The following is a 19,832-nucleotide window of genomic DNA, read 5'->3' as shown; positions in this document are numbered from 1 at the left end:
CGCGGGACGCTCGCCGCCTACGCGGTGGCGGGCACCCAGCGCTTGAGCACCAGCGAGGCGTTCACCCCGCCAAACCCGAAGCCGTTGAGCATGGCGTGCTCCAGCGCCATGGCGCGAGGGCGGTGCGCCACCATGTCCAGGCCCTCGGCCAGTTCGTCGGGGTGGTCCAGATTCAGCGTGCCGGGCACCACCTGATCGCGCAGCGCCAGGGTGGTGAAGATCGCCGCCACCGCGCCCGCCGCCCCCAGCAGATGCCCCGTGGCCGCCTTGGTCGACGCAATCGCCACCGACTTGCCGGTGCCGAACACACGGCGGATGGCCGCCAGCTCACCCCGGTCGCCCACGAAGGTGGAGGTGGCATGGGCGTTGAGGTGCTGCACCTGACTGGCCACCAGACCGGCCTGGGCCAGCGCCATCTCCATGCTGCGGCGCGCGCCGTCACCGTCCTCGGGCCCCGAGGTGATGTGGTACGCATCGGCCGAGGTGCCGTAGCCCAGCACCTCGGCCAGCGGCGTCGCGCCGCGGGCCAGCGCATGGTCGAGCGATTCGAGCACCAGCATGCCGGCCCCCTCGCCCATCACGAAGCCGTCGCGTGCCGCGTCGAAGGGGCGCGAGGCCTGCGAAGGGTGGTCCGAAAAACCGGTGGAGAGCGCCTTGGCCGCCGCGAAGCCGCCCAGGCTCACGCGGTCGATGGTGGCCTCGGTGCCGCCGCAGACGGCCACGTCGGCCTCGCCGCAGCGGATCAGGCGCGCGGCGTCGCCAATGGCCTGCACGCTGGCCGCACACGCGGTGACGGGCGCACCCAGAGGCCCCTTGAGCCCGTGGCGGATGGACACCTGCCCGGCGGCCAGGTTGACCAGAAAGGACGGCACGGTGAACGGCGACAGGCGCTGCGGCCCGCGCGCATCCGTGGTGCGCACGGCCTCGGCAATGGCGCCAAAGCCGCCGATGCCGGATGCGATGACGGTGGCCGTGCGCTGCTGCTCATGTGCCTCGGTGGGTGCCCAGCCGGCCTGCGCCAGCGCCTGCTGCGCCGTGCCCAGCGCAAAGGGAATGAAGCGGTCCATCTTGCGCCGGTCCTTGGACGAGGCGACGGTGTCGGGGTCCCAGCCCCCCTCGGGGTCGTCGGCCAGCGTGGGCACCGCGCCGCCCACCTTGGCGGCGATGCCGTCCACCACCGCATCGGGCAGCAGGCGCAGGCCCGAGGCCCCCTGCAAGAGGCGGCGCCATGCCAGCTCCACCCCGCATCCCAGGGGCGACACCAGCCCCATGCCCGTGATCACCACACGGCGCAGGTGCCCGCCGCCGTTGCCCGATGCCTGCGCACCGTTGTTGCCATCCATCGTCGTTGACCCTCTGCTTGCTGCGCGACGAAGGGCCGCGCATTTATGATTGCGACCATCATCATAAACGCACCAACGCATTTTGCGTACGATCATCATCAAAAGAGGTGACCATGAAAGTCTCCAAGCTCCAGTCTGCGGAAAACCGCCAGGGCATCCTGGATGCGGCGTCGCGCCTGTACCGCGAGCACGGGCTCTCGGGCGTGGGCGTGGCCGACATCACGCGCGATGCGGGCCTGACCCATGGCGGGCTGTACCGGCACTTCGAGAACAAGGACGCGCTGGTGCGCGAGGCCTGCACAAGGGCGTTCGACTGGTCGATTCCCCCGCTCGGCGGCACGGACGCAGACACGGGTGCCGCGCCCCAGGGTCTGGCGGCACGGGTGGCGGGCTACCTCTCGCCCCAGCACCGCGACCACCCGGGTGAGGGCTGTCCCGTGGCGGCGCTGGCGGTGGATGCCGCGCGGGCGGGCGGTGGCCTCTCCGAGGTCTTTGCGCAGGGCATCGAGCGCAACATCGAGCGCTTTGCGCGCGTGATCGAAGGCCTAGAGCAGGGCGAGCCGAGCCCCGAAGGGCGTGCGCGCGCCACGCAGATGCTGGCCACCATGGTGGGCGGCCTGGTGCTGGCGCGCGCCACGGCGGCGGGACGGCCGGCACTTTCCGACGAGATTCTGGCCACCCTGCGCGAGCACCTGCTCTCGCCGCCCCAACAACGATGAAACCCATGCCGGCGCCGGGCCGGCCACGGCTTCCTACACAAAGCCCTCTGGAAAAGCCCTTTGCATGCGCTGACCGCCCAGGGGAACACCCGCCTACGGAATGCGGCCCTCTTCCACCGCGTGGCAGGCCACCCGCACCCCGCCTAGGGTCAACAACGCCGGCCGCTCGCTGCGGCAGCGCCCGTTGGCGTGTGGGCAACGCGGGTTGAACGCGCAGCCCTCGGGTGGATTGAGCGGGTTGGGCACTTCGCCCGAGACCGGCGTGCGCGCCCGCCCGGTGTCGTGCATCTTGGGAATGGCGTCGAGCAGCATGCGCGTATAGGGGTGGCGCGGCGTGTCGAACAGCGTGTGCTTGGGTGCCAGCTCCACCAGGCGGCCGAGGTACATCACGCCCACCTGGTCGCTCACGTGGCGCACCACCGCCAGGTTGTGGCTGATGAAGAGGTAGGTCAGCCCGCGCTCGCGCTGCAGGTCTTTCATGATGTTGAGCACCTGGGCCTGCACGCTCACGTCCAGCGCGCTGGTGGGCTCGTCGCACACCAGGAACTCCGGTTGCGTGGCCAGCGCGCGCGCGATCGAAATGCGCTGGCGCTGGCCGCCCGAGAACTGGTGCGGGTACTTCACGCGGTCGTGCGGCGACAGCCCGACCGAATGCAGCAGCGCGTCGACCCGCGCCCGCAGGGCCACCGGCTCGGTCTCGATGCCGTGCTCGCGCAGCGGCTCGGCAATGATGTCCTCCACCACCCAGCGCGGGTTCAGGCTGGCGTACGGGTCCTGAAAGATCATCTGGATGCGGCGGCGCAGTTGGCGCCCTTCGGGCGTCTTGAACGCGGCGTGCGCGTCCTGCCCGTCGAACTCGAAGCCGCCCCGGGTCGGTTCGTACAGCCCCACCAGCAGGCGCGCGACCGTGCTCTTGCCGCAGCCGGACTCACCCACCAGCGCCAGCGTCTGGCCGCGCGGAATGTCGAACGACACGCCATCGACCGCGCGCAGCAGCTGGCGCGGCTGGCGTTCGAGCACTCGGTTGAGCCAGGGGGCGGACACGTCGAAGGTCTTGGCCAGGTCGGTGGCGCGCACCAGCGGCGCCTCGGCCTGCGCCTCCTGAGAATGCGCGTGTCCCTGCGACGGGTTCTCTTGTGGCACGTGGCGCAGCACCCCGGGCTCGGTCAGGTCCGCGCTCACTGGATGACCTCCCGCGCAAGGCCCGGCGCCGCGGACGCCCCGGCATGCAGCCAGCAGGCCGCCCGCGTGACGCCAGCGGGCATCAGATCCGGGCGCTCGGCGTGGCAGCGGTCGAACGCCCGCTCGCAACGCGGGTTGTAGGCGCACCCCGGGGGGATGGCGTTCAGGCGCGGCATGGCGCCGTCGATCTGGTGCAGCCGCTCGCGGTCCACGCCCATGTCGGGAATGCAGGCCATGAGCCCGGCGGTGTAGGGGTGGGCCGGGTGGTTGATCACCTCGTGCACCGGTCCGATCTCGGCGATGCGCCCGGCGTACATCACGGCCACGCGGTCGCAGGTCTCGGCGATCACGCCCATGTCGTGCGTGATCAGCATCACGGCGGCGCCGCGCTCCTTGCAGATGGACTTCAGCAGCGTGATGATCTGGGCCTGGATCGACACGTCCAGCGCGGTGGTCGGCTCATCGGCCACGATCAGCTGCGGCTCGGCCGCCAGCGCCAGCGCGATCACCACCCGCTGGCGCATGCCGCCCGAGAACTGGTGCGGGAAGTGGTCGATGCGCTGCTCGGCCGCCGGTATGCCGGTGTCGCGCAACAGCTGAATGGCGCGTTTGCGCGCCTCGGCAGGGTTCACCGGCAGGTGGGTGGTGATGGTTTCGATGAGCTGGCGGCCCACGGAATACAGCGGGTTCAGCGAGGTCAGCGGGTCCTGGAAGATGGCGCCGATCTTGCGCCCGCGCACCTTGCGCATCTCTTCATGGGGCAGGTCGTCGATGCGTCGGCCCTCCAGCCGTATCTCGCCGGACGCCACGCGCCCGGGTGGCTCCAGCAAACCGATGATCGAGGCCCCGGTGAGCGACTTTCCCGCCCCGGACTCGCCCACCACGCCCAGTATCTCGCCGGGTGCGATGTCGAAGGAAATGTCGTCCAGGGCGCGCAGCGTGCCGCGCCGGTGCGGAAATTCGACGACCAGGTTGTTGACTTGCAGCAGGCTCATCGTGTGCTCATCTCAGTCTTGGGTTGAGCGCGTCGCGCAGCCAGTCGCCCAGCAGGTTCACGCTCAGTGCGATCAACACCAGCATGGCGCCCGGAAAAATGGTGATCCACCATTCGCCGGAGAACAGGTAGTCGTTGCCCACCCGGATCAGGGTGCCCAGCGAGGGCGAGGTGGGCGGCGCGCCCACGCCGAGAAACGACAAGGTGGCCTCGGTGATGATGGCGGTGGCGACCTGGATGGTGGCCAGCACCAGCACCGGGCCCATCACGTTGGGCAGCACATGGCGGCGCATGATGCGCAGCGGTGCCACGCCGGTCACGCGCGCGGCCTGCACGTATTCCTTGTGGCGCTCCACCATCGTAGAGCCGCGCACGGTGCGCGCGTACTGCACCCAGCCGGTCAGGGTGATGGCGATGACCAGCACGCCGAAGGCCAGGCTGTCGTGCGCGTCGGGAAACAGCGCCCGGCCCACGCCGGCGATCAGCAACGCCACCAGGATGGACGGGAACGACAGCATCACGTCGCACAGGCGCATGAGCACGCCATCGACCCAGCCGCCCAGGAAACCCGCCAGCAGCCCCAGGGCCACGCCGATCACCACCGAGAGCAGCACCGAGGCCAGCCCCACCGCCAGCGAAATGCGCGCGCCGTACATCAGGGCCGAAAGAATGTCGCGCCCCTGGTCGTCGGTGCCGAGCAGAAAGTCGCGGCTGCCGCCCTCGCTCCAGGCCGGCGGCAGGCGCGCGTTGGACAGCTCCAGGGTGGCGAGGTCAAACGGGTTGTGCGGCGCCACCCAGGGCGCGAACACCGCGCAGAACACACAGACGAAGGCAATCACCGCGGCCACGATGGCCGTGGGCGAGGTGCGGAAACTGTGGCCGACATCGCTGTCGAGCCAGCGGCGAGCAAAGGCAAACAAGTGGGGTGCTTTCGATGGGTGTGGACCAGCCAGTTGGCGGAACAGAAGGGAAGCCCATCCCAGGGCCTGCGCGGAACCGGCTCCGCCGGGCCGCTGCAGGCGTCCCCCTGGGGGGAAGCCGCGCAGCGGCGCAGGGGGCTACTTCACACTCATGTAGCGGAACGGCATCTGGTTGTCGGCGCGCTGCGTCAGCTGCACATTGCTGCCCACGCCCCAGGCCAGGGCCTGCTGGTGCAGCGGCAGATGGCCGATGTCGTCGGCGTGCAGCTGGAAGGCTTCCTTGATCATGGCGTCGCGCTTGGGCTTGTCGGTTTCCGACTGGATCTTGAGCGTGAGCGCATCCACCTGCGGGTTGCAGTAGGCGCCCAGGTTGAACTGGCCCGAGCCCTTGTCGTCCACGCAGCGGATCAGCGCGTTGAGCACGTTGTGCGAGTCGTAGGTGCTGGGCGACCAGCCCAGCAGGTAGAAGCTGGTGTCGCGCTTGAGCACCTTGGGGAAGTAGGTGCCCTTGGTTTCGACCTGCAGGTTGACCTTCACGCCAATGCGCGCGAGGTTGGCCGCCACCGCCTGGCAGATGTTGCCGTCGTTCACGTAGCGGTCGTTGGGGCAGTTCATGCCCACCTCGAACCCGTTGGGGTAGCCGGCATCGGCCAGCAGCTTCTTGGCCGCGGTCGGGTCGTACGGCAGGCGCTTGTCCATGGCCGGGTCATAACCGTTGACACCGGGACCCACCAGCAAGGCCGCAGGCGTGGCCGCGCCGCGCATCACGGTCTTCTGGATGCCCACGATATCAATGGCCTGGTAGAAGGCCTGGCGCACGCGCTTGTCCTTGAACGGGTTCTTGCCCTTGACGCTCGAATACAGCAGCTCGTCGCGTTTCTGGTCCATGCCGAGGAAGATCCAGCGCAGCTCGGGGCCTTGCAGCACCTTGGACTTGCCGCTGGCGTTGATGCGCGCCACGTCCTGCACCGGCACAGGTTCGATCACGTCCACCTGGCCCGACAACAGGGCCGCCACGCGCGTGGAGTCGTTGCCGATGGGCGTGTATTCGACGTTCACCACGTTGCCTTCGATCTTGCCCCAGTAGCTGCCGTTGCGCACGAAGGCGGTTTTCACGTTCGGCTGGCGCTCGCGCAGGCGGAACGGGCCGGTGCCGTTGGCGCGGAACGAGGCCGCGTTCTCGATGCCCTTGCGGCGGTCCACCGGGCGCGTGGCCTGGTTTTCCTCGCACCACGGCTTGCTCATGATGTAGAAGAACGAGAGCTGGTCGGGCAGGATGGGGAACGGTGCCTTGGTCTCGATCTCGACCGTGAAGTCACCAACCTTGCGCGCTTCCTTGATGTCGTTGGTGTAGGAGCGCATGTCCGAGCCTTCACCCGCGCCGCGGGCCAGGCTGAACAGCACGTCGTCGGCGGTGAAGGGCTTGCCGTCGTGGAATTTCACGCCCTTGCGCAGCTCGAAGCGCCACACGGTGGGCGACACCTGCTTCCAGCTCGTGGCCAGCGCGGGCACCAGCTTCAGGTCCTTGTCGCGGGTCACCAGCGGTTCGTACACGTTGCCCGTGACGCTGAGTTGCAGCGACTCGTTGAGCGAATGCGGGTCCATCGACAGCGCGTCGCCCTGGTTGCCGATGCGCACCGTCTGCGCCTGGGCCGCCCCCAGGGTGGCCAGTGCGGCCGCCATCAGACTGGCCGCCAGCGTTTGCTTGAACTTCATGAGTCGCTCCTGTGGTTGTTGAATGGAAAAGAAAGCCCTATGCCGCTTCGTCCAGCGGCATGCTCTGCTCGATCAGGCTGGCGTGCAGGGCGGCGCCCAGCGGCAACACGTCGTCGTTGAAGTCGTAACGGCTGTTGTGCAGGAAGCAGCTGCCCACCCCGTTGTCGGCGCCCTGCCCCAGCCGCAGATAGGCGCCCGGCTTGACCTGCAGCATGAAGGAAAAATCCTCCGCGCCCATGCTGGGCTCCATGTTGCGGTCCACGTGATCGTGGCCGACCAGCTTTTGCGCCACGTCGGCGGCGAACCGCGCTTCGCTGCGGCTGTTGATGGTGGCCGGGTAGATGCGCTCGTAGTGCACGTTGGCGGTGGCACCCAGGCCGAGCGCCACACCGGAGCAGACCTCCTGCAGACGGCGCTCCACCAGGCCCTGCACCTCGGGGTTGAAGGTGCGCACGGTGCCCACCAGCGTGGCCTTGCCCGGCACCACGCTGAACGCGCCCAGGTCGCCGGCCTGCATGGCGCACACGCTGATGACCGCGCTGTCGATCGGGCGCACGTTGCGCGAGACGATGCTCTGCAGGGCCGTGATGATGTGGGCCGACACCAGCACCGGGTCCACCGTCTGGTAGGGGTGCGCGCCGTGGCCGCCCTTGCCGATGATCTCGATGGTGATGCGGTCGGCCGACGCCATCATGGGCCCCGGGTTCACGCCCACCGTACCGGGCTTCATCTGCGGCCAGTTGTGCATGCCGTAGACCGACTGCACCGGGAAACGCTCGAACAGGCCGTCCTCGATCATGGCCTTGGCGCCGGCAAACCCCTCTTCGCCGGGCTGGAAGATCAGCACGGCCGAGCCGTCGAACTGCCGCGTTTCGGCCAGGTAACGCGCCGCCCCCACCAGCATGGCGACGTGGCCGTCGTGGCCACAGCCGTGCATGAGGCCGGGGTGGGCGGACTTCCAGGCAAAGTCGTTGTGCTCGGTCATGGGGAGCGCGTCCATGTCGGCGCGCAGCCCCACCATGCGGCCCGGTGCGGCGCCGCGCCGGTGCGTGCGACCGTGGATCACGGCCACCACGCCGGTCTTGCCGATGCCGGTGTGGATCTCGTCCACGCCGCAGACCTTGAGCGACTCCACCACGCGCTGCGCGGTGTAGTGCTCTTCGAACCCGAGCTCGGGGTGGGCGTGCAGGTCGCGCCGCAGCGCGGTCAGCTCGGGGTGGTGGGCCACGATGTGCGCGAAGGCGCGGCCGTGGGCTTTGATGCGGGGTGACAGCATGTTTTTGTGGTGGTTGGGGGTGGGCATCAGTGGCTCCCCGCTTTTTCGACGCGCAGGCGTGGGTCGACCGCGAAATACAGCAGATCGACGACCAGGTTGATGACCACGAAGATGAGCGCGATCAGGCACAGGTAGGCCGCCATCACGGGGATGTCGGCAAACGTCACCGCCTGGATGAACAGCAGCCCCATGCCCGGCCACTGGAACACCGTCTCGGTGATGATGGCAAAGGCGATCAGCCCGCCCAGCTGCAGACCGGTGATGGTCATCACCGGCACCAGGGTGTTTTTCAGGGCGTGGCCGAAATGCACCGCGCGGTTGGTCAGGCCGCGGGCGCGCGCGAACTTGATGTAGTCGGTGCGCAGCACCTCCAGCATCTCGGCCCGCACCAGGCGCATGATGAGCGTGAGCTGGAAGATGGCCAGTGTGACCGCCGGCAGCACGATGTGGTGCCAGCCCTTGGCGTTGAGCAGACCGGTGCTCCACCAGCCGATCTGCGTCACGTCACCCCGGCCAAAGCTCGGAAACCAGCCCAGGTTGACCGCGAACACCAGGATCAGCAGGATGCCGATCAGGAAGGTCGGCAGCGAAACGCCCAGCAGCGACACCGTCATGAACAGCTGGCTGATGAGAGTGCCCCGCTTGAGCGCGGCATACACCCCCATGGGAATGCCGACCACCAGCGCCATCACGGCGGCCACCATGGAGAGCTCCAGCGTGGCGGGGAAACGCTCGGCGATCAGGCGCGAGACCTTCGCGCCCTGGCGCAGGCTCAGGCCGAACTCGCCCTGCGCGGCATTGACCAGGAAATGCCAGAACTGCACGAAAAACGGCTGGTCCAGTCCCAGGTCGGCGCGCAGCTCGCGGATCTGCTGCGGCGTGGCGTCCTGGCCGAGCAGGAAAACCACCGGGTCTCCCACGTACTGAAACAGCATGAACGCGATCAGCGCCACGCTGACCATCACCACCACGGCCTGCGCCAATCGCCTGAGAATGAATGCAAACATCATTGAAGGAATAAAGAGAGGGTCGCTCACCGCTCCGGGAGCGACCCTCTGCTGTCAGGCAAATCCAGTTTACCTGGGTCGCTGGCGGCCCCGGGCGCGGCGGTGGGCCCGCGCATCCGCTCGGCTGCGTCACTATGCAACATCTGTTCCCGCCCTTGATCGGGCATAACCCCTACGCTCGGCCGTGATGCCTTCAGGGGGTGTCTCCGGGGAGACGCTCCTGCAGCCTCAAGGCGCCATACCAGGCCTCCAGCGAGGACTGGGTGTTGTCGGTGTCGGTCATCAGGGCGATGGCCCTCAGGCGTCCGGGCTCTTCGCCAAACGCCTGGACAAAATCGTCCCGCACGTGGCGGTGGTGTTCGCGCCACTGCCCCAGGTGGGTCGCACCGCCGTCGACCACCAGTTTGCGCAGGCGATCGGTGCGCGGATTCACCACAACGGTGCCCGGCGCGTCGGTAGGGCTCCAGACATAGCTCAGCGTGGCGTAAGGCAGCTCCTCACCGGTGAGCAAGCGGCTCCATTCCGACAGCCGGTGCGCACTCGCCGGCCACCGCGCGCGGTCGCCATCGAACGCCAGCAGGATGCGCACCGGCGCATCTTCGCGCCGGGCATCGCGCAGATCGGCGCCCATGGGCAAGGCTTCCACCATCCAGGAGAAAGACAGCGTGGTGGCCGACGCGTCCAGCCCCGCGGGAAAGTGCTGGCGCAGGATGCTGACCGACCGGTGCGCACTCACCCGCAGCGCCAGCCGACCCGCCTTCGTGTCGGGCTCGAAACGCGCCATAGGCTTGCCCGGAAGGGTCAGCGCTTCCCAGAACGGCGGTTGGGCTGGCGTGACCAACAGGTGCCGGGCCCGTGCCTGCATGGTTGGCGGGGCCAGCAGCGACGGGGCGGAGGCCCGCTCAACCGGGTCGGCAGCGGCACCGGGCACACCCTCGTTGACAGGGACCGCCGCGCAGCCCCCCAACAGCAGGCATGCGATAGGGACTGCGGAACGCTCGAAAAGATAAGTTAAAAGAACTCTTTTCAAATTTCACATCCCGGAAAAACCAATTCAAAACGGTGAATATCGACGTTAAATGACAACAATCTTCTACATTTTTAGATGCTCAGGGGCCCTGTTTTCGCCGCCACCGATTAGATTGCGCACTGGTGGTCACAAGCCACCCGTCAACGGGCCTGTCACACCGTTTGCCGATGGACCCGCTGGTGTTTCGTCCACATTCCATCAAATTCAATTCAGGAGGATTCATGCTGAAAAAAGCACTGGCCATGATCATGGCCCTCATTTGCGCCACCGCCTTCGCTGCCGTGGACGTGAACAACGCCACCGTGGCCGATCTCGACAGCATCAAGGGCATCGGCCCCGGCACGTCGGCCAAGATCCTGGACGCGCGCAAAGCGGCCAAATTCAAGGACTGGAACGATCTGATCGACCGCGTGCCCGGCATCGGCCCCAAGCGCGCAGGCGCGCTCTCCAACGAGGGGCTGACGGTCAATGGCGAGACCTTCAAGGCCCCCGTCTCGCCCGCGGCCAACAAGAAGGCCAGCAAGCCGGCCGCCCCATCGGCCGAGTCCGGCAAATCCTGACGGCAGGCCGCCAGAAACACAAAAACCCGCTTCGGCGGGTTTTTGTGTTTCTGGACGGGTGGTCAAACGCAGAGCAAGCGCCGCACCGCCCGCGGATAGATCAGGTGTTCCTGGGTCAGCACACGCGCGGCCAGCGATTCGGCGGTGTCGTCTGGCAGCACCGGCACCACGGCCTGCTCCAGGATGTCGCCGTCGTCGAGTTCGGACGTGACGCGGTGCACCGTGGCGCCGGCGAATTTGCAGCCGGCGTCGATCGCGCGCTGGTGGGTGTTCAGGCCGGTGAAGGCCGGCAGCAGGCTGGGGTGGATGTTCACCAGCCGCCCGGCGTAGTGCTGCACAAAACCCGGCGTGAGGATGCGCATGAAGCCCGCCAGCACGACCAGCGCCGGGTGGCCAGCGGGGTCGTGGCCGTCGATGCACTGCATCAGCGCCGCGTCAAACGCCTCGCGGCTTGAAAAGCCTTTGTGGTCCACCACGTCGGCGGCGATGCGCCGGGAGCGCGCAAAATCCAGCCCCTTGGCGTCGGGCTTGTTGCTGATCACGGCGGCCACCCGGGCGCCACAGACCTCGTGCCAGCGCTGTTGGTGCGCGGCGTTGACGATGGCGGCCATGTTCGAGCCGCCGCCCGAGATCAGAATCACGATGTTCTTGCTCACTTGAGACATAACGAGGAAGTGTAATGACCCAGTTCCCCAGCACCGCCCCCACCGGCCCGCGCGTGCTCGACTTTCAGCAGCGCCCGCTGACGGCGGCACAGGCCCGCGTGCTGGGCACCTTGATGGAAAAAGCGCGCACCGTGCCCGACAGCTACCCGCTCACGCTCAACAGCCTGCAGTCGGGCTGCAACCAGAAGTCGAGCCGCGACCCGGTGCTGCAGCTCACCGAAAGCGAGATCAGCGAAGCCATCGACGGCCTGCGCCAGTCCAGCCTGGTGTTCGAGACCAGCGGTGGGCGGGTCACGCGCTACGAGCACAACTTCCTGCGTGGGGTGGGCGTGCCCGAACAGTCCGCCGTGTTGTTGGGCCTGCTGATGCTGCGCGGCCCGCAGACCGCCGGGGAGCTGCGCCTGAACACCGAGCGCTGGTACAAGTTCCTCGACATCGCGTCGGTCGATGCCTTCCTGGAAGAACTGCAGGACCGTTCGCCCGACAAAGGCGGCCCGCTGGTGGTGAAGCTGCCCCGGGCGCCCGGCGCGCGCGAGCAGCGCTGGGCCCATCTGCTCTGCGGCCCGGTGGACGCCGCCGCCCTCGCCGCGAGCGCGGCCCCGGGGACGCCGGGCGCCACCGAGGAAGAGATGATCACCCTGGCCCGCCGCGTCTCGGCGCTGGAAGACAGCCTCGCCCAGCTTCAGGCCCAGTTGCAGAACCTGCACGAACAGCTGGGTCTGTCGCAGCCCGGACAGGGATAAAACGAACGGTCGTGCCAAACTGCGGAGCTGCTTCGGGCTCCCCCATGCGATGCCCGGGCGAACCGCACCAGGAGACACACATGGATTTGGCATTCACGCCCGAAGAACAGGCGTTTCGCGAAACGATTCGCGCCTGGGTCAAGGACAACCTGCCCGCCGACATCGCCCACAAGGTCCACAACGCGCTGCGCCTGTCGCGGGACGACATGCAGCGCTGGGCCAAAATCCTCGGCAAAAAGGGCTGGCTGGGCTACGGCTGGCCCCAGCAGTTCGGCGGCCCGGGCTGGACCGCCGTGCAGAAACACCTGTTTGAAGAGGAATGCGCACTGGCCGGCGCGCCGCGCATCGTGCCCTTCGGCCCCGTGATGGTGGCGCCGGTGATCATGGCCTTCGGCAACCGGCAGCAGCAGGAACGTTTCCTGCCCGGCATCGCCAGCGGCGACGTGTGGTGGAGCCAGGGCTACAGCGAACCGGGCTCGGGCTCGGACCTGGCCTCGGTCAAGACCCGCGCCGAGCGCCAAGGTGACCATTACCTCGTCAACGGCCAGAAGACCTGGACCACGCTGGGCCAGTACGGCGAATGGATCTTCTGCCTGGTGCGCACATCCACCGAAGGCAAGCCGCAGACCGGCATCAGCTTCCTGCTGATCGACATGACATCGCCCGGCGTGAGCGTGCGCCCGATCAAACTGCTCGACGGCGAATGCGAGGTCAACGAGGTCTTCTTCGACAACGTCAAGGTGCCCGCCGAAAACCTGATCGGCGAAGAGAACAAGGGCTGGACCTATGCCAAGCACCTGCTCAGCCACGAGCGCACCAACATCGCCGACGTGAACCGCGCCAAGCGCGAGCTGGAGCGCCTGAAGCGCATCGCCAAGGCCGAAGGGGTCTGGGACGACCAACGCTTCCGCGACCAGATCGCGCTGCTGGAGGTGGACGTGGTGGCACTGGAGATGCTGGTGCTGCGCGTGCTCTCGGCCGAGAAGTCGGGCAAGAACTCGCTGGACATCGCCGGCCTGCTCAAGATCAAGGGCAGTGAAATCCAGCAGCGCTACGCCGAGCTGATGATGCTGGCCGCCGGCCCGTTTGCGCTCCCCTTCATCGAAGAGGCCATGGAAGCCGGCTGGCAAGGCGACTACCCCGGCGGCGAGGTGGGCAACGCCCCGCTGGCATCGACCTACTTCAACCTGCGCAAGACCACGATCTACGGCGGTTCCAACGAAGTGCAGCGCAACATCGTGGCACAGACCGTTCTGGGCTGAACACCCACTCACCGTTCGGGCTGAGCCTGTCGAAGCCCTCACACGAACATGGCACGAGCCCGTCGACAAGCTCAGGGCGAACGGACCTTAGGAGAACCACATGGATTTCGATTTTTCCGACGACCAGGAACAGCTGCGCGACGCCGTGCGCAAATGGGTGGACAAGGGTTACGACTTCGAGCGCCGCCGGGGCATCGTGGCCACGGGCGGGTTCAACCGCGCGGCCTACGGTGAGCTGGCCGATCTGGGCCTGACCGGCCTGTACGTCCCGGAGGTCGATGGCGGCATGGGCATGGGCCCCGTCGAAGGCATGGTGGTCATGGAAGAACTCGGGCGCGGCATCGTGCTCGAACCCCTGGCGCAGGCACTGATCGCTGGCGCCGTGCTGGCGGGCTACGGGCCCGCGGCCTTGAAAACCGAATGGTTGCCCGGCGTGGCCTCGGGCGAAACCCTGGTGACCCTGGCCTACCAGGAACGCGGGGCGCGCTACCGCCTGGACGTGTGCGCGGCGAGCGCCACCGAAGCGGGCGGCACCTGGGCGCTGTCCGGCACCAAGAGCATCGTGGCCGCGGGTGACTTGGCCGACGCCTACATCGTCCCGGCCATGGCGGGCGGGCGGCTGGCCCTGTTCCTCGTGGCGCACACGGCCGGGGGCGTCAGCGCCAGCGGCTACGCCACGCAAGACGGCGGGCGCGCCGCCGAAGTGGTGTTCCAGAACGCACCAGCCCGGCTGATCACCACCGACGGGCTGGCGGCCCTGGAACACGCGGTGGACATCGGCATCGCCGCGGCCTGCGCCGAAGCCGTGGGCGTGATGGACAAGACCCTGGCGATCACGGTCGAGTACCTGAACACACGCAAACAATTCGGCGTGGCGATCGCCAGTTTCCAGGCCCTGCGCCACCGCGTGGCCGACATGAAGATGCAGCTGGAACTGGCCCGCTCCATGAGCTACTACGCCAGTCTGAAACTCAACGCCCCGGCAAACGAACGCCGCACCGCCATGGCGCGCGCCAAGGTGCAACTGGGCCAGAGCATGCGCTTCGTCGGCCAGCAGGCGGTGCAGCTGCACGGCGGCATCGGCGTGACCGACGAATACATCGTGAGCCACTATTTCAAGAAACTGACCCAGCTGGAAATCAGCTGGGGCGACACCCTCCACCACCTGGGGGAGGTGTCGGCGCGCATGGAAGACACGGCAGGGGTGTTTGCCTGAGTCTTCTGTTGGCAACGATCCTGAAGCCCCGCTTTGCGGGGCTTTTTCTTTTCGCTCAATGGTGTCGCGGGATCGATGAGGCGCCAGGCCTTACTCCGCTCATGTCCCCCGGCGCCGCTTCGCGGCACCTCCTCCTTTACTTCGCTGCGCAAGACCCGACGCCTCACCGATCTGCCGATGTATTGGCACTCCACCGCTGGCACGCCCGGGCGGTCGCGGCCTGAGGGCGCTGGGTGAGTGACGCAGCGAAGTAAAGGAGGAGACAAGGGCGAAGCCCTTGGCGGGGGACATGAGCGGAGTTACTCATCCAGCGCCCTCAGGCCATTGAAGAAGCACAAGCAAGCACAACCGAGTCAGGCGTGAAGACGGGATGTCTTCGGCAGGTGCGCCATCAGGAACTCCATCTGGTCCGCCAGGATGCGGCGGTTGCGCAGGATGAAGTCTTCCCACAGGCTGGGCACATAGGGCGCGTACAGCAGCGGCATGTTGGCCTGCTCGGGCGTGCGGTTGCCCTTGCGGTGGTTGCACGAGCGGCAGGCCGTCACCACGTTCATCCACAGATCGCGTCCGTTCTGCCCCAAGGGAATGATGTGCTCGCGCGTCAGCTCTTCTTCGTGGAAGTGCCCGCCGCAGTAGCCGCACAGACAGCGATCGCGCGCAAACAGTTTGCTGTTGGTGAGCGTGGGTCGCAGGTCAAAGGGGTTGATGCGTGGAACGCCCTGGGTGCCGATGATGGAGTTGACGGCGATGATGGACTGGCGACCCGAGATCGCGTTGTGTCCACCGTGAAACACCGCCACCTCGGCGCCCATTTCCCAGCGCACTTCATCCGCCGCGTAATGCAGCACGGCTTCTTCGAGGCTGATCCAGGACTGGGGCAGTCCCTGCGCAGACAGCTTCAAGACCTTCAAGACCCACCTCCATGTTGACAAACAACCGGACAATCTGTCTTCAGAGCGGGGCGCCACCGCAGAGTCGCGTTCCGCACGTGTGTCAATATACAGTGCTTCTGTGACAAGCACCTGAACCGCGTCCAACTCCCGGGAGTGGACCGACATCGCCCATGAAAATCATCCGTGGCCTCTGGAACCTGCAACATGCCCTGCGCCACGAGGCCATCGCGGGCTGCGCCCTGACCATCGGCAACTTTGACGGGGTGCACCGAGGCCACCAGGCCATGCTGGCCCTGCTGAACAACGAGGCCCGGCACCGCGGCGTGCCCAGCTGCGTCATGACCTTCGAGCCGCACCCGCGCGACTATTTCGCCGCCGTGCACCACAAGCCCGATCTGGCCCCCGCGCGCATCGCCACCCTGCGCGACAAGCTCGAGGAACTGGCCCGCTGCGGCGTCGACCGCTGTGTGGTGCTGCCGTTCAACGCCCGGCTGGCCTCGCAGGCCCCACAGGCTTTCATCGAAGACACGCTGGTGCGCGCGCTGGGCGTCAAGTACGTGCTGGTGGGCGACGACTTCCGTTTCGGCGCCCAGCGCGCGGGCGACTACGCCATGCTGGATGCCGCCGGCGCATCGCTCGGTTTTGACGTGGCGCGCATGCAGAGCTACGAGGTCCATGGCGTGCGGGTGTCCAGTTCGGCCGTGCGCGAAGCGCTGGCCGCGGGCGACATGGACCGTGTGGCCGCCTTGCTGGGGCGACCGTTCAGCATCAGCGGCCACGTGGTGCATGGTCGCAAGCTCGGGCGCCAGCTGGCCGAAAGCAGCCCGGGACGCGGCGACGGTTTTCGCACGCTCAACCTGCGCTTTGCGCACTGGAAGCCGGCGGCCAGCGGCATTTTCGCGGTGCATGTGCACGGCCTGGGTCCCGAGGCGGACTCCCCCCCTCTGTCCGGCGTCGCCAACCTGGGGGTACGCCCCTCACTGGACCCGAACGACGCCAATGGCGGGCGGGTGCTGCTGGAAACGCACTGCCTGGAATGGCCCGAGGCGCTGGTCGCCAGCCTGCCCGGCGGGGAGGCCTACGGTAAAATCATCCGCGTGGAACTGCTGCACAAACTGCACGACGAGTTGAAGTACGACAGTCTGGACGCCCTGACCCGGGGCATCGCCAGGGACTGCGACGATGCACGTGCTTTTTTTGCGTCCCTGCCGAACCAAGCGTACGTGCAGACGCACCGCCAGACCACCCGCGATCGAATTTAACGCCGCAGCCGGGGCGACGAGCCCCGGGCCGCGCGCCCTCTGACAGGCTCGGGGCGACCCGCCCCATTCCCGTGCACCCTGTCGCACCAACGAGCCTGCCCTCGCCGATCCCGAATTCGAAAGTCGAACCACCATGTCTGAGAAGCCCGTCGCCCCGAAAAACGAGGCCAAGCCCGAAGCCAGCGCCTACCGCGCCACGCTGAACATGCCCGACACGCCGTTCCCGATGCGCGGCGACCTGCCCAAGCGCGAGCCGGCCTGGGTCGGGGCATGGAACGAGGGAGGCCTGTACAAGCGCCTGCGCGATGCGCGCCAAGGCGCCCCGCTGTTCGTGCTGCACGATGGTCCGCCCTACGCCAACGGCAAGCTGCACATCGGCCATGCGCTGAACAAGGTGCTGAAAGACATGATCGTCAAGTCGCGCCAGCTGGCCGGCTTTGACGCGCAGTACATCCCGGGCTGGGACTGCCACGGCCTGCCGATCGAGAACGCGATCGAAAAGCTGCACGGCCGCAACCTCGGCCGCGACGACATGCAGGCCAAGAGCCGCGCCTTCGCGACCGAGCAGATCGATCAGCAGCGCGAAGACTTCAAGCGCCTGGGCGTGCTCGGCGACTGGGAGCGCCCCTACCGCACCATGGACCCGGCCAACGAGGCGGGCGAGATCCGCGCCTTCAAGCGCGTCATCGAGCGCGGCTTCGTCTACCGGGGCCTCAAGCCCGTGTACTGGTGTTTCGACTGTGGCAGTTCGCTGGCCGAGTTCGAGATCGAATACGCCGACAAGCAGAGCGACACGCTGGACGTGGCGTTCGAGACCGATGACGCCACGAAGCTGGCCGCCGCCTTCGGCCTGTCCGCGCTGCCCGCCGGCAAAAGTGCCTTCGTGGTGATCTGGACCACCACCGCCTGGACGATTCCCGCCAACCAGGCGCTCAACGCCCACCCCGAACTCACCTACGCGCTGGTGGACACGCCCATGGGCTGCCTGGTGCTGGCCGAAACGCTGGTGGACAACTGCCTGGAACGCTTCGGCCTGCAAGGCTCCGTGCTCGCCACGGCAAAAGGCGACCAGCTCGGCGGCCTGAACTTCCGCCACCCGCTGTACGACGTGGACGCGGGCTACCGCCGCCTCTCGCCGGTCTATGTGGCCGACTACGTGAGCGACAGCGACGGCACCGGCATCGTGCACTCGGCGCCCGCCTACGGCGTGGACGACTTCAACTCCTGCGTGGCCAACGGCCTGGCGTACGACGACATCCTGAACCCCGTGCAGGGCAACGGCGCCTACGCGGCCGACTTCCCGCTGTTCGGTGGCCTGCACATCTGGAAGGCCGTGCCGGTCATCCTCGAAGCGCTGAAGAACGCCGGCCGCCTGATGGCCACGCAGAAGATCACCCACAGCTACCCGCACTGCTGGCGCCACAAGACGCCGGTGATCTACCGCGCCGCCGCGCAGTGGTTCGTGCGCATGGACGAAGGCGACGGCGTGTTCACGAAGGACAAGGCGCCCAAGACCCTGCGCCAGCTCGCGCTGGACGCGATCGACCACACCAGCTTCTATCCCGAAAACGGCAAGACCCGCCTGCGCGACATGATCGCCAACCGGCCCGACTGGTGCATCTCGCGCCAGCGCAGCTGGGGTGTGCCCGTGCCGTTCTTCCTGCACAAGAATTCGGGTGAGCTGCACCCGCGGACGATGGAGATCCTGGACCAGGCGGCCGACATCGTGGAAAAGGGCGGCATCGAGGCCTGGAGCCGCGTGACGGCCGAAGAGATCCTGGGTACCGAAGACGCTCCGCACTACACCAAGAGCACCGACATCCTGGAAGTGTGGTTCGACTCCGGCTCCACCTTCTGGCACGTGCTCCGCGGCAGCCACGCGCATGCCTACCCCAATGGCGCCAGCCACGCACAAGGCCCCGAGGCCGACCTGTACCTCGAAGGCCACGACCAGCACCGCGGCTGGTTCCACAGCTCGCTGCTGCTGGGCTGCGCGCTCTACGACCGCGCGCCCTACAAGGGCCTGCTGACCCACGGCTTCGCCACCGACGGCCAGGGCCGCAAGATGAGCAAGAGCCTGGGCAACACGGTGGAGCCGCAGTCGGTGACGAGCAAGCTCGGCGCCGAAATCGTGCGCCTGTGGGTGGCCAGCACCGACTACTCGGGCGACCTCAACATCGACGACAAGATCCTCGCCCGCGTGGTCGACGCCTACCGCCGCATCCGCAACACGCTGCGCTTCCTGATGGCCAACACGGTGGACTTCGACCCCGCCACCGACGCCGTGCCGCTGGAACAGATGCTGGAGATCGACCGCTACGCCCTGGCCCGCGCCAGCGAGCTGCAGGCCCAGATCCTCGCGCACTTCGATGTGTACGAATTCCACCCGGTGGTGAGCAAGCTGCAGGTGTACTGCTCGGAAGACCTGGGCGCGTTCTACCTCGACGTGCTCAAGGACCGGCTGTACACCACGGCGCCCAAGAGCCTGGCACGCCGCTCGGCCCAGACCGCGCTGCACCAGATCACCGACGCCATGCTGCGCTGGATGGCGCCGTTCCTGAGCTTCACCGCCGAAGAGGCCTGGGGCCATTTCGCGGGTGACAAGAACCAGGGTTCGATCTTCTTCGAGACCTACTCGCCGCTGCCCTCGGCCAACGAAGCCCTGCTGGCGAAGTGGAACCGCCTGCGCGCGATCCGCGACGTGGCCAACAAGGAAATCGAAGCCGTGCGCACCGCGGGTGCCGTGGGCGCCTCGCTGCAGGCCACGCTGGTGATCACCGCGGGCGCCGACGATGCGGCCCTGCTGCGCTCGCTGGGTGACGATCTGAAGTTCGTCACCATCACGTCCGCCGCCACGGTGCTGGACGGCGCCGAACTGCAGGTGACGGTGGCCCCCAGCGCAGCGCAGAAATGCGAGCGCTGCTGGCACTACCGCGACGACGTGGGCGCCGATGCGGCCCACCCCAGCCTCTGCGGTCGCTGCGTGAGCAACCTGGCCGAAGCCGCGGGCACGGGCGCCGGCGAAACCCGTGAGGTGGCCTGAG

At 67.5% G+C, this 19,832-nt stretch carries 17 protein-coding genes; 7 read left to right on the top strand and 10 right to left on the bottom strand.

The annotated features are described in order from the left end of the window. Positions 1–17: 17 nt before the first annotated feature. On the bottom strand, positions 18–1,343 hold the full coding sequence (fabF, locus tag KIH07_RS09600; protein WP_226491755.1) for a beta-ketoacyl-ACP synthase II: 1,326 nt from the start codon (positions 1,341–1,343) through the stop codon (positions 18–20). Between the two features lie 113 nt (positions 1,344–1,456). Here fabF and KIH07_RS09595 point away from each other — a divergent pair, with 113 nt between their 5' ends. Beyond that, entirely contained in the window at positions 1,457–2,062 is a 606-nt protein-coding gene (locus tag KIH07_RS09595; protein ID WP_226491754.1) for a TetR/AcrR family transcriptional regulator, read from the top strand. Positions 2,063–2,155: 93 nt separating this feature from the next. On the opposite strand, the gene KIH07_RS09590 is transcribed toward KIH07_RS09595, so the two are convergent. The 7 genes from KIH07_RS09590 to KIH07_RS09560 all read right to left on the bottom strand — a co-directional run bounded on the left by KIH07_RS09590 (position 2,156) and on the right by KIH07_RS09560 (position 10,022). Further along, positions 2,156–3,142, bottom strand: coding sequence for an ABC transporter ATP-binding protein (locus tag KIH07_RS09590; RefSeq protein WP_226494665.1), 987 nt, complete (start codon positions 3,140–3,142; stop codon positions 2,156–2,158). A gap of 98 nt (positions 3,143–3,240) precedes the next feature. Then, complete coding sequence (locus tag KIH07_RS09585) at positions 3,241–4,239, bottom strand: ABC transporter ATP-binding protein (protein ID WP_226491753.1); 999 nt, start codon at positions 4,237–4,239, stop codon at positions 3,241–3,243. Positions 4,240–4,246: 7 nt separating this feature from the next. Further along, positions 4,247–5,158 carry an ABC transporter permease gene (locus tag KIH07_RS09580; RefSeq protein WP_226491752.1) on the bottom strand — a complete coding sequence of 304 codons (912 nt, stop codon included), beginning with the start codon at positions 5,156–5,158 and terminating at the stop codon, positions 4,247–4,249. Between the two features lie 138 nt (positions 5,159–5,296). Next, positions 5,297–6,874: an ABC transporter substrate-binding protein gene (locus KIH07_RS09575; RefSeq protein WP_226491751.1), complete on the bottom strand. Its 1,578-nt coding sequence runs from the start codon at positions 6,872–6,874 to the stop codon at positions 5,297–5,299. Positions 6,875–6,911: 37 nt separating this feature from the next. Further along, entirely contained in the window at positions 6,912–8,150 is a 1,239-nt protein-coding gene (locus KIH07_RS09570; protein WP_226494664.1) for a M20 aminoacylase family protein, read from the bottom strand. Between the two features lie 26 nt (positions 8,151–8,176). After that, positions 8,177–9,157 carry an ABC transporter permease gene (locus tag KIH07_RS09565; RefSeq protein ID WP_226494663.1) on the bottom strand — a complete coding sequence of 327 codons (981 nt, stop codon included), beginning with the start codon at positions 9,155–9,157 and terminating at the stop codon, positions 8,177–8,179. A gap of 193 nt (positions 9,158–9,350) precedes the next feature. After that, positions 9,351–10,022 carry a DUF3047 domain-containing protein gene (locus KIH07_RS09560; RefSeq protein WP_226491750.1) on the bottom strand — a complete coding sequence of 224 codons (672 nt, stop codon included), beginning with the start codon at positions 10,020–10,022 and terminating at the stop codon, positions 9,351–9,353. 386 nt (positions 10,023–10,408) lie between these two features. Between KIH07_RS09560 and KIH07_RS09555 the strand changes: the two genes are divergently transcribed. Next, complete coding sequence (locus tag KIH07_RS09555) at positions 10,409–10,747, top strand: ComEA family DNA-binding protein (RefSeq protein WP_226491749.1); 339 nt, start codon at positions 10,409–10,411, stop codon at positions 10,745–10,747. Between the two features lie 62 nt (positions 10,748–10,809). Here KIH07_RS09555 and purN read toward each other — a convergent pair whose 3' ends face one another. Further along, positions 10,810–11,403 carry a phosphoribosylglycinamide formyltransferase gene (gene purN, locus KIH07_RS09550; protein ID WP_226491748.1) on the bottom strand — a complete coding sequence of 198 codons (594 nt, stop codon included), beginning with the start codon at positions 11,401–11,403 and terminating at the stop codon, positions 10,810–10,812. Between the two features lie 23 nt (positions 11,404–11,426). On the opposite strand from purN, the gene KIH07_RS09545 reads away from it, so the two are divergent. The 3 genes from KIH07_RS09545 to KIH07_RS09535 all read left to right on the top strand — a co-directional run bounded on the left by KIH07_RS09545 (position 11,427) and on the right by KIH07_RS09535 (position 14,633). Beyond that, entirely contained in the window at positions 11,427–12,155 is a 729-nt protein-coding gene (locus tag KIH07_RS09545) for a YceH family protein (RefSeq protein ID WP_226491747.1), read from the top strand. 80 nt (positions 12,156–12,235) lie between these two features. Continuing rightward, the gene (locus KIH07_RS09540) at positions 12,236–13,417 is read left to right on the top strand and encodes an acyl-CoA dehydrogenase family protein (RefSeq protein WP_226491746.1); all 1,182 of its coding nucleotides are present in this window, start codon (positions 12,236–12,238) and stop codon (positions 13,415–13,417) included. 100 nt (positions 13,418–13,517) lie between these two features. Continuing rightward, on the top strand, positions 13,518–14,633 hold the full coding sequence (locus KIH07_RS09535; RefSeq protein WP_226491745.1) for an acyl-CoA dehydrogenase family protein: 1,116 nt from the start codon (positions 13,518–13,520) through the stop codon (positions 14,631–14,633). 353 nt (positions 14,634–14,986) lie between these two features. Here the strand turns inward: KIH07_RS09535 and KIH07_RS09530 are convergent, their stop codons facing one another. After that, on the bottom strand, positions 14,987–15,544 hold the full coding sequence (locus KIH07_RS09530) for an HNH endonuclease (RefSeq protein ID WP_226491744.1): 558 nt from the start codon (positions 15,542–15,544) through the stop codon (positions 14,987–14,989). A gap of 152 nt (positions 15,545–15,696) precedes the next feature. Here KIH07_RS09530 and KIH07_RS09525 point away from each other — a divergent pair, with 152 nt between their 5' ends. Both KIH07_RS09525 and ileS read left to right on the top strand, forming a co-directional pair. After that, positions 15,697–16,788 carry a bifunctional riboflavin kinase/FAD synthetase gene (locus KIH07_RS09525; RefSeq protein WP_226491743.1) on the top strand — a complete coding sequence of 364 codons (1,092 nt, stop codon included), beginning with the start codon at positions 15,697–15,699 and terminating at the stop codon, positions 16,786–16,788. Between the two features lie 133 nt (positions 16,789–16,921). Then, on the top strand, positions 16,922–19,831 hold the full coding sequence (gene ileS, locus KIH07_RS09520) for an isoleucine--tRNA ligase (RefSeq protein WP_226491742.1): 2,910 nt from the start codon (positions 16,922–16,924) through the stop codon (positions 19,829–19,831). Position 19,832 lies beyond the last annotated feature (1 nt).

Origin of the sequence: Hydrogenophaga taeniospiralis (assembly GCF_020510445.1) — a bacterium.
Taxonomy (GTDB): Bacteria; Pseudomonadota; Gammaproteobacteria; order Burkholderiales; family Burkholderiaceae_C; genus Hydrogenophaga.
The sequence above is the reverse complement of the archived record's forward strand: the minus strand, read 5'-3'. Positions and strand labels throughout refer to the sequence as shown.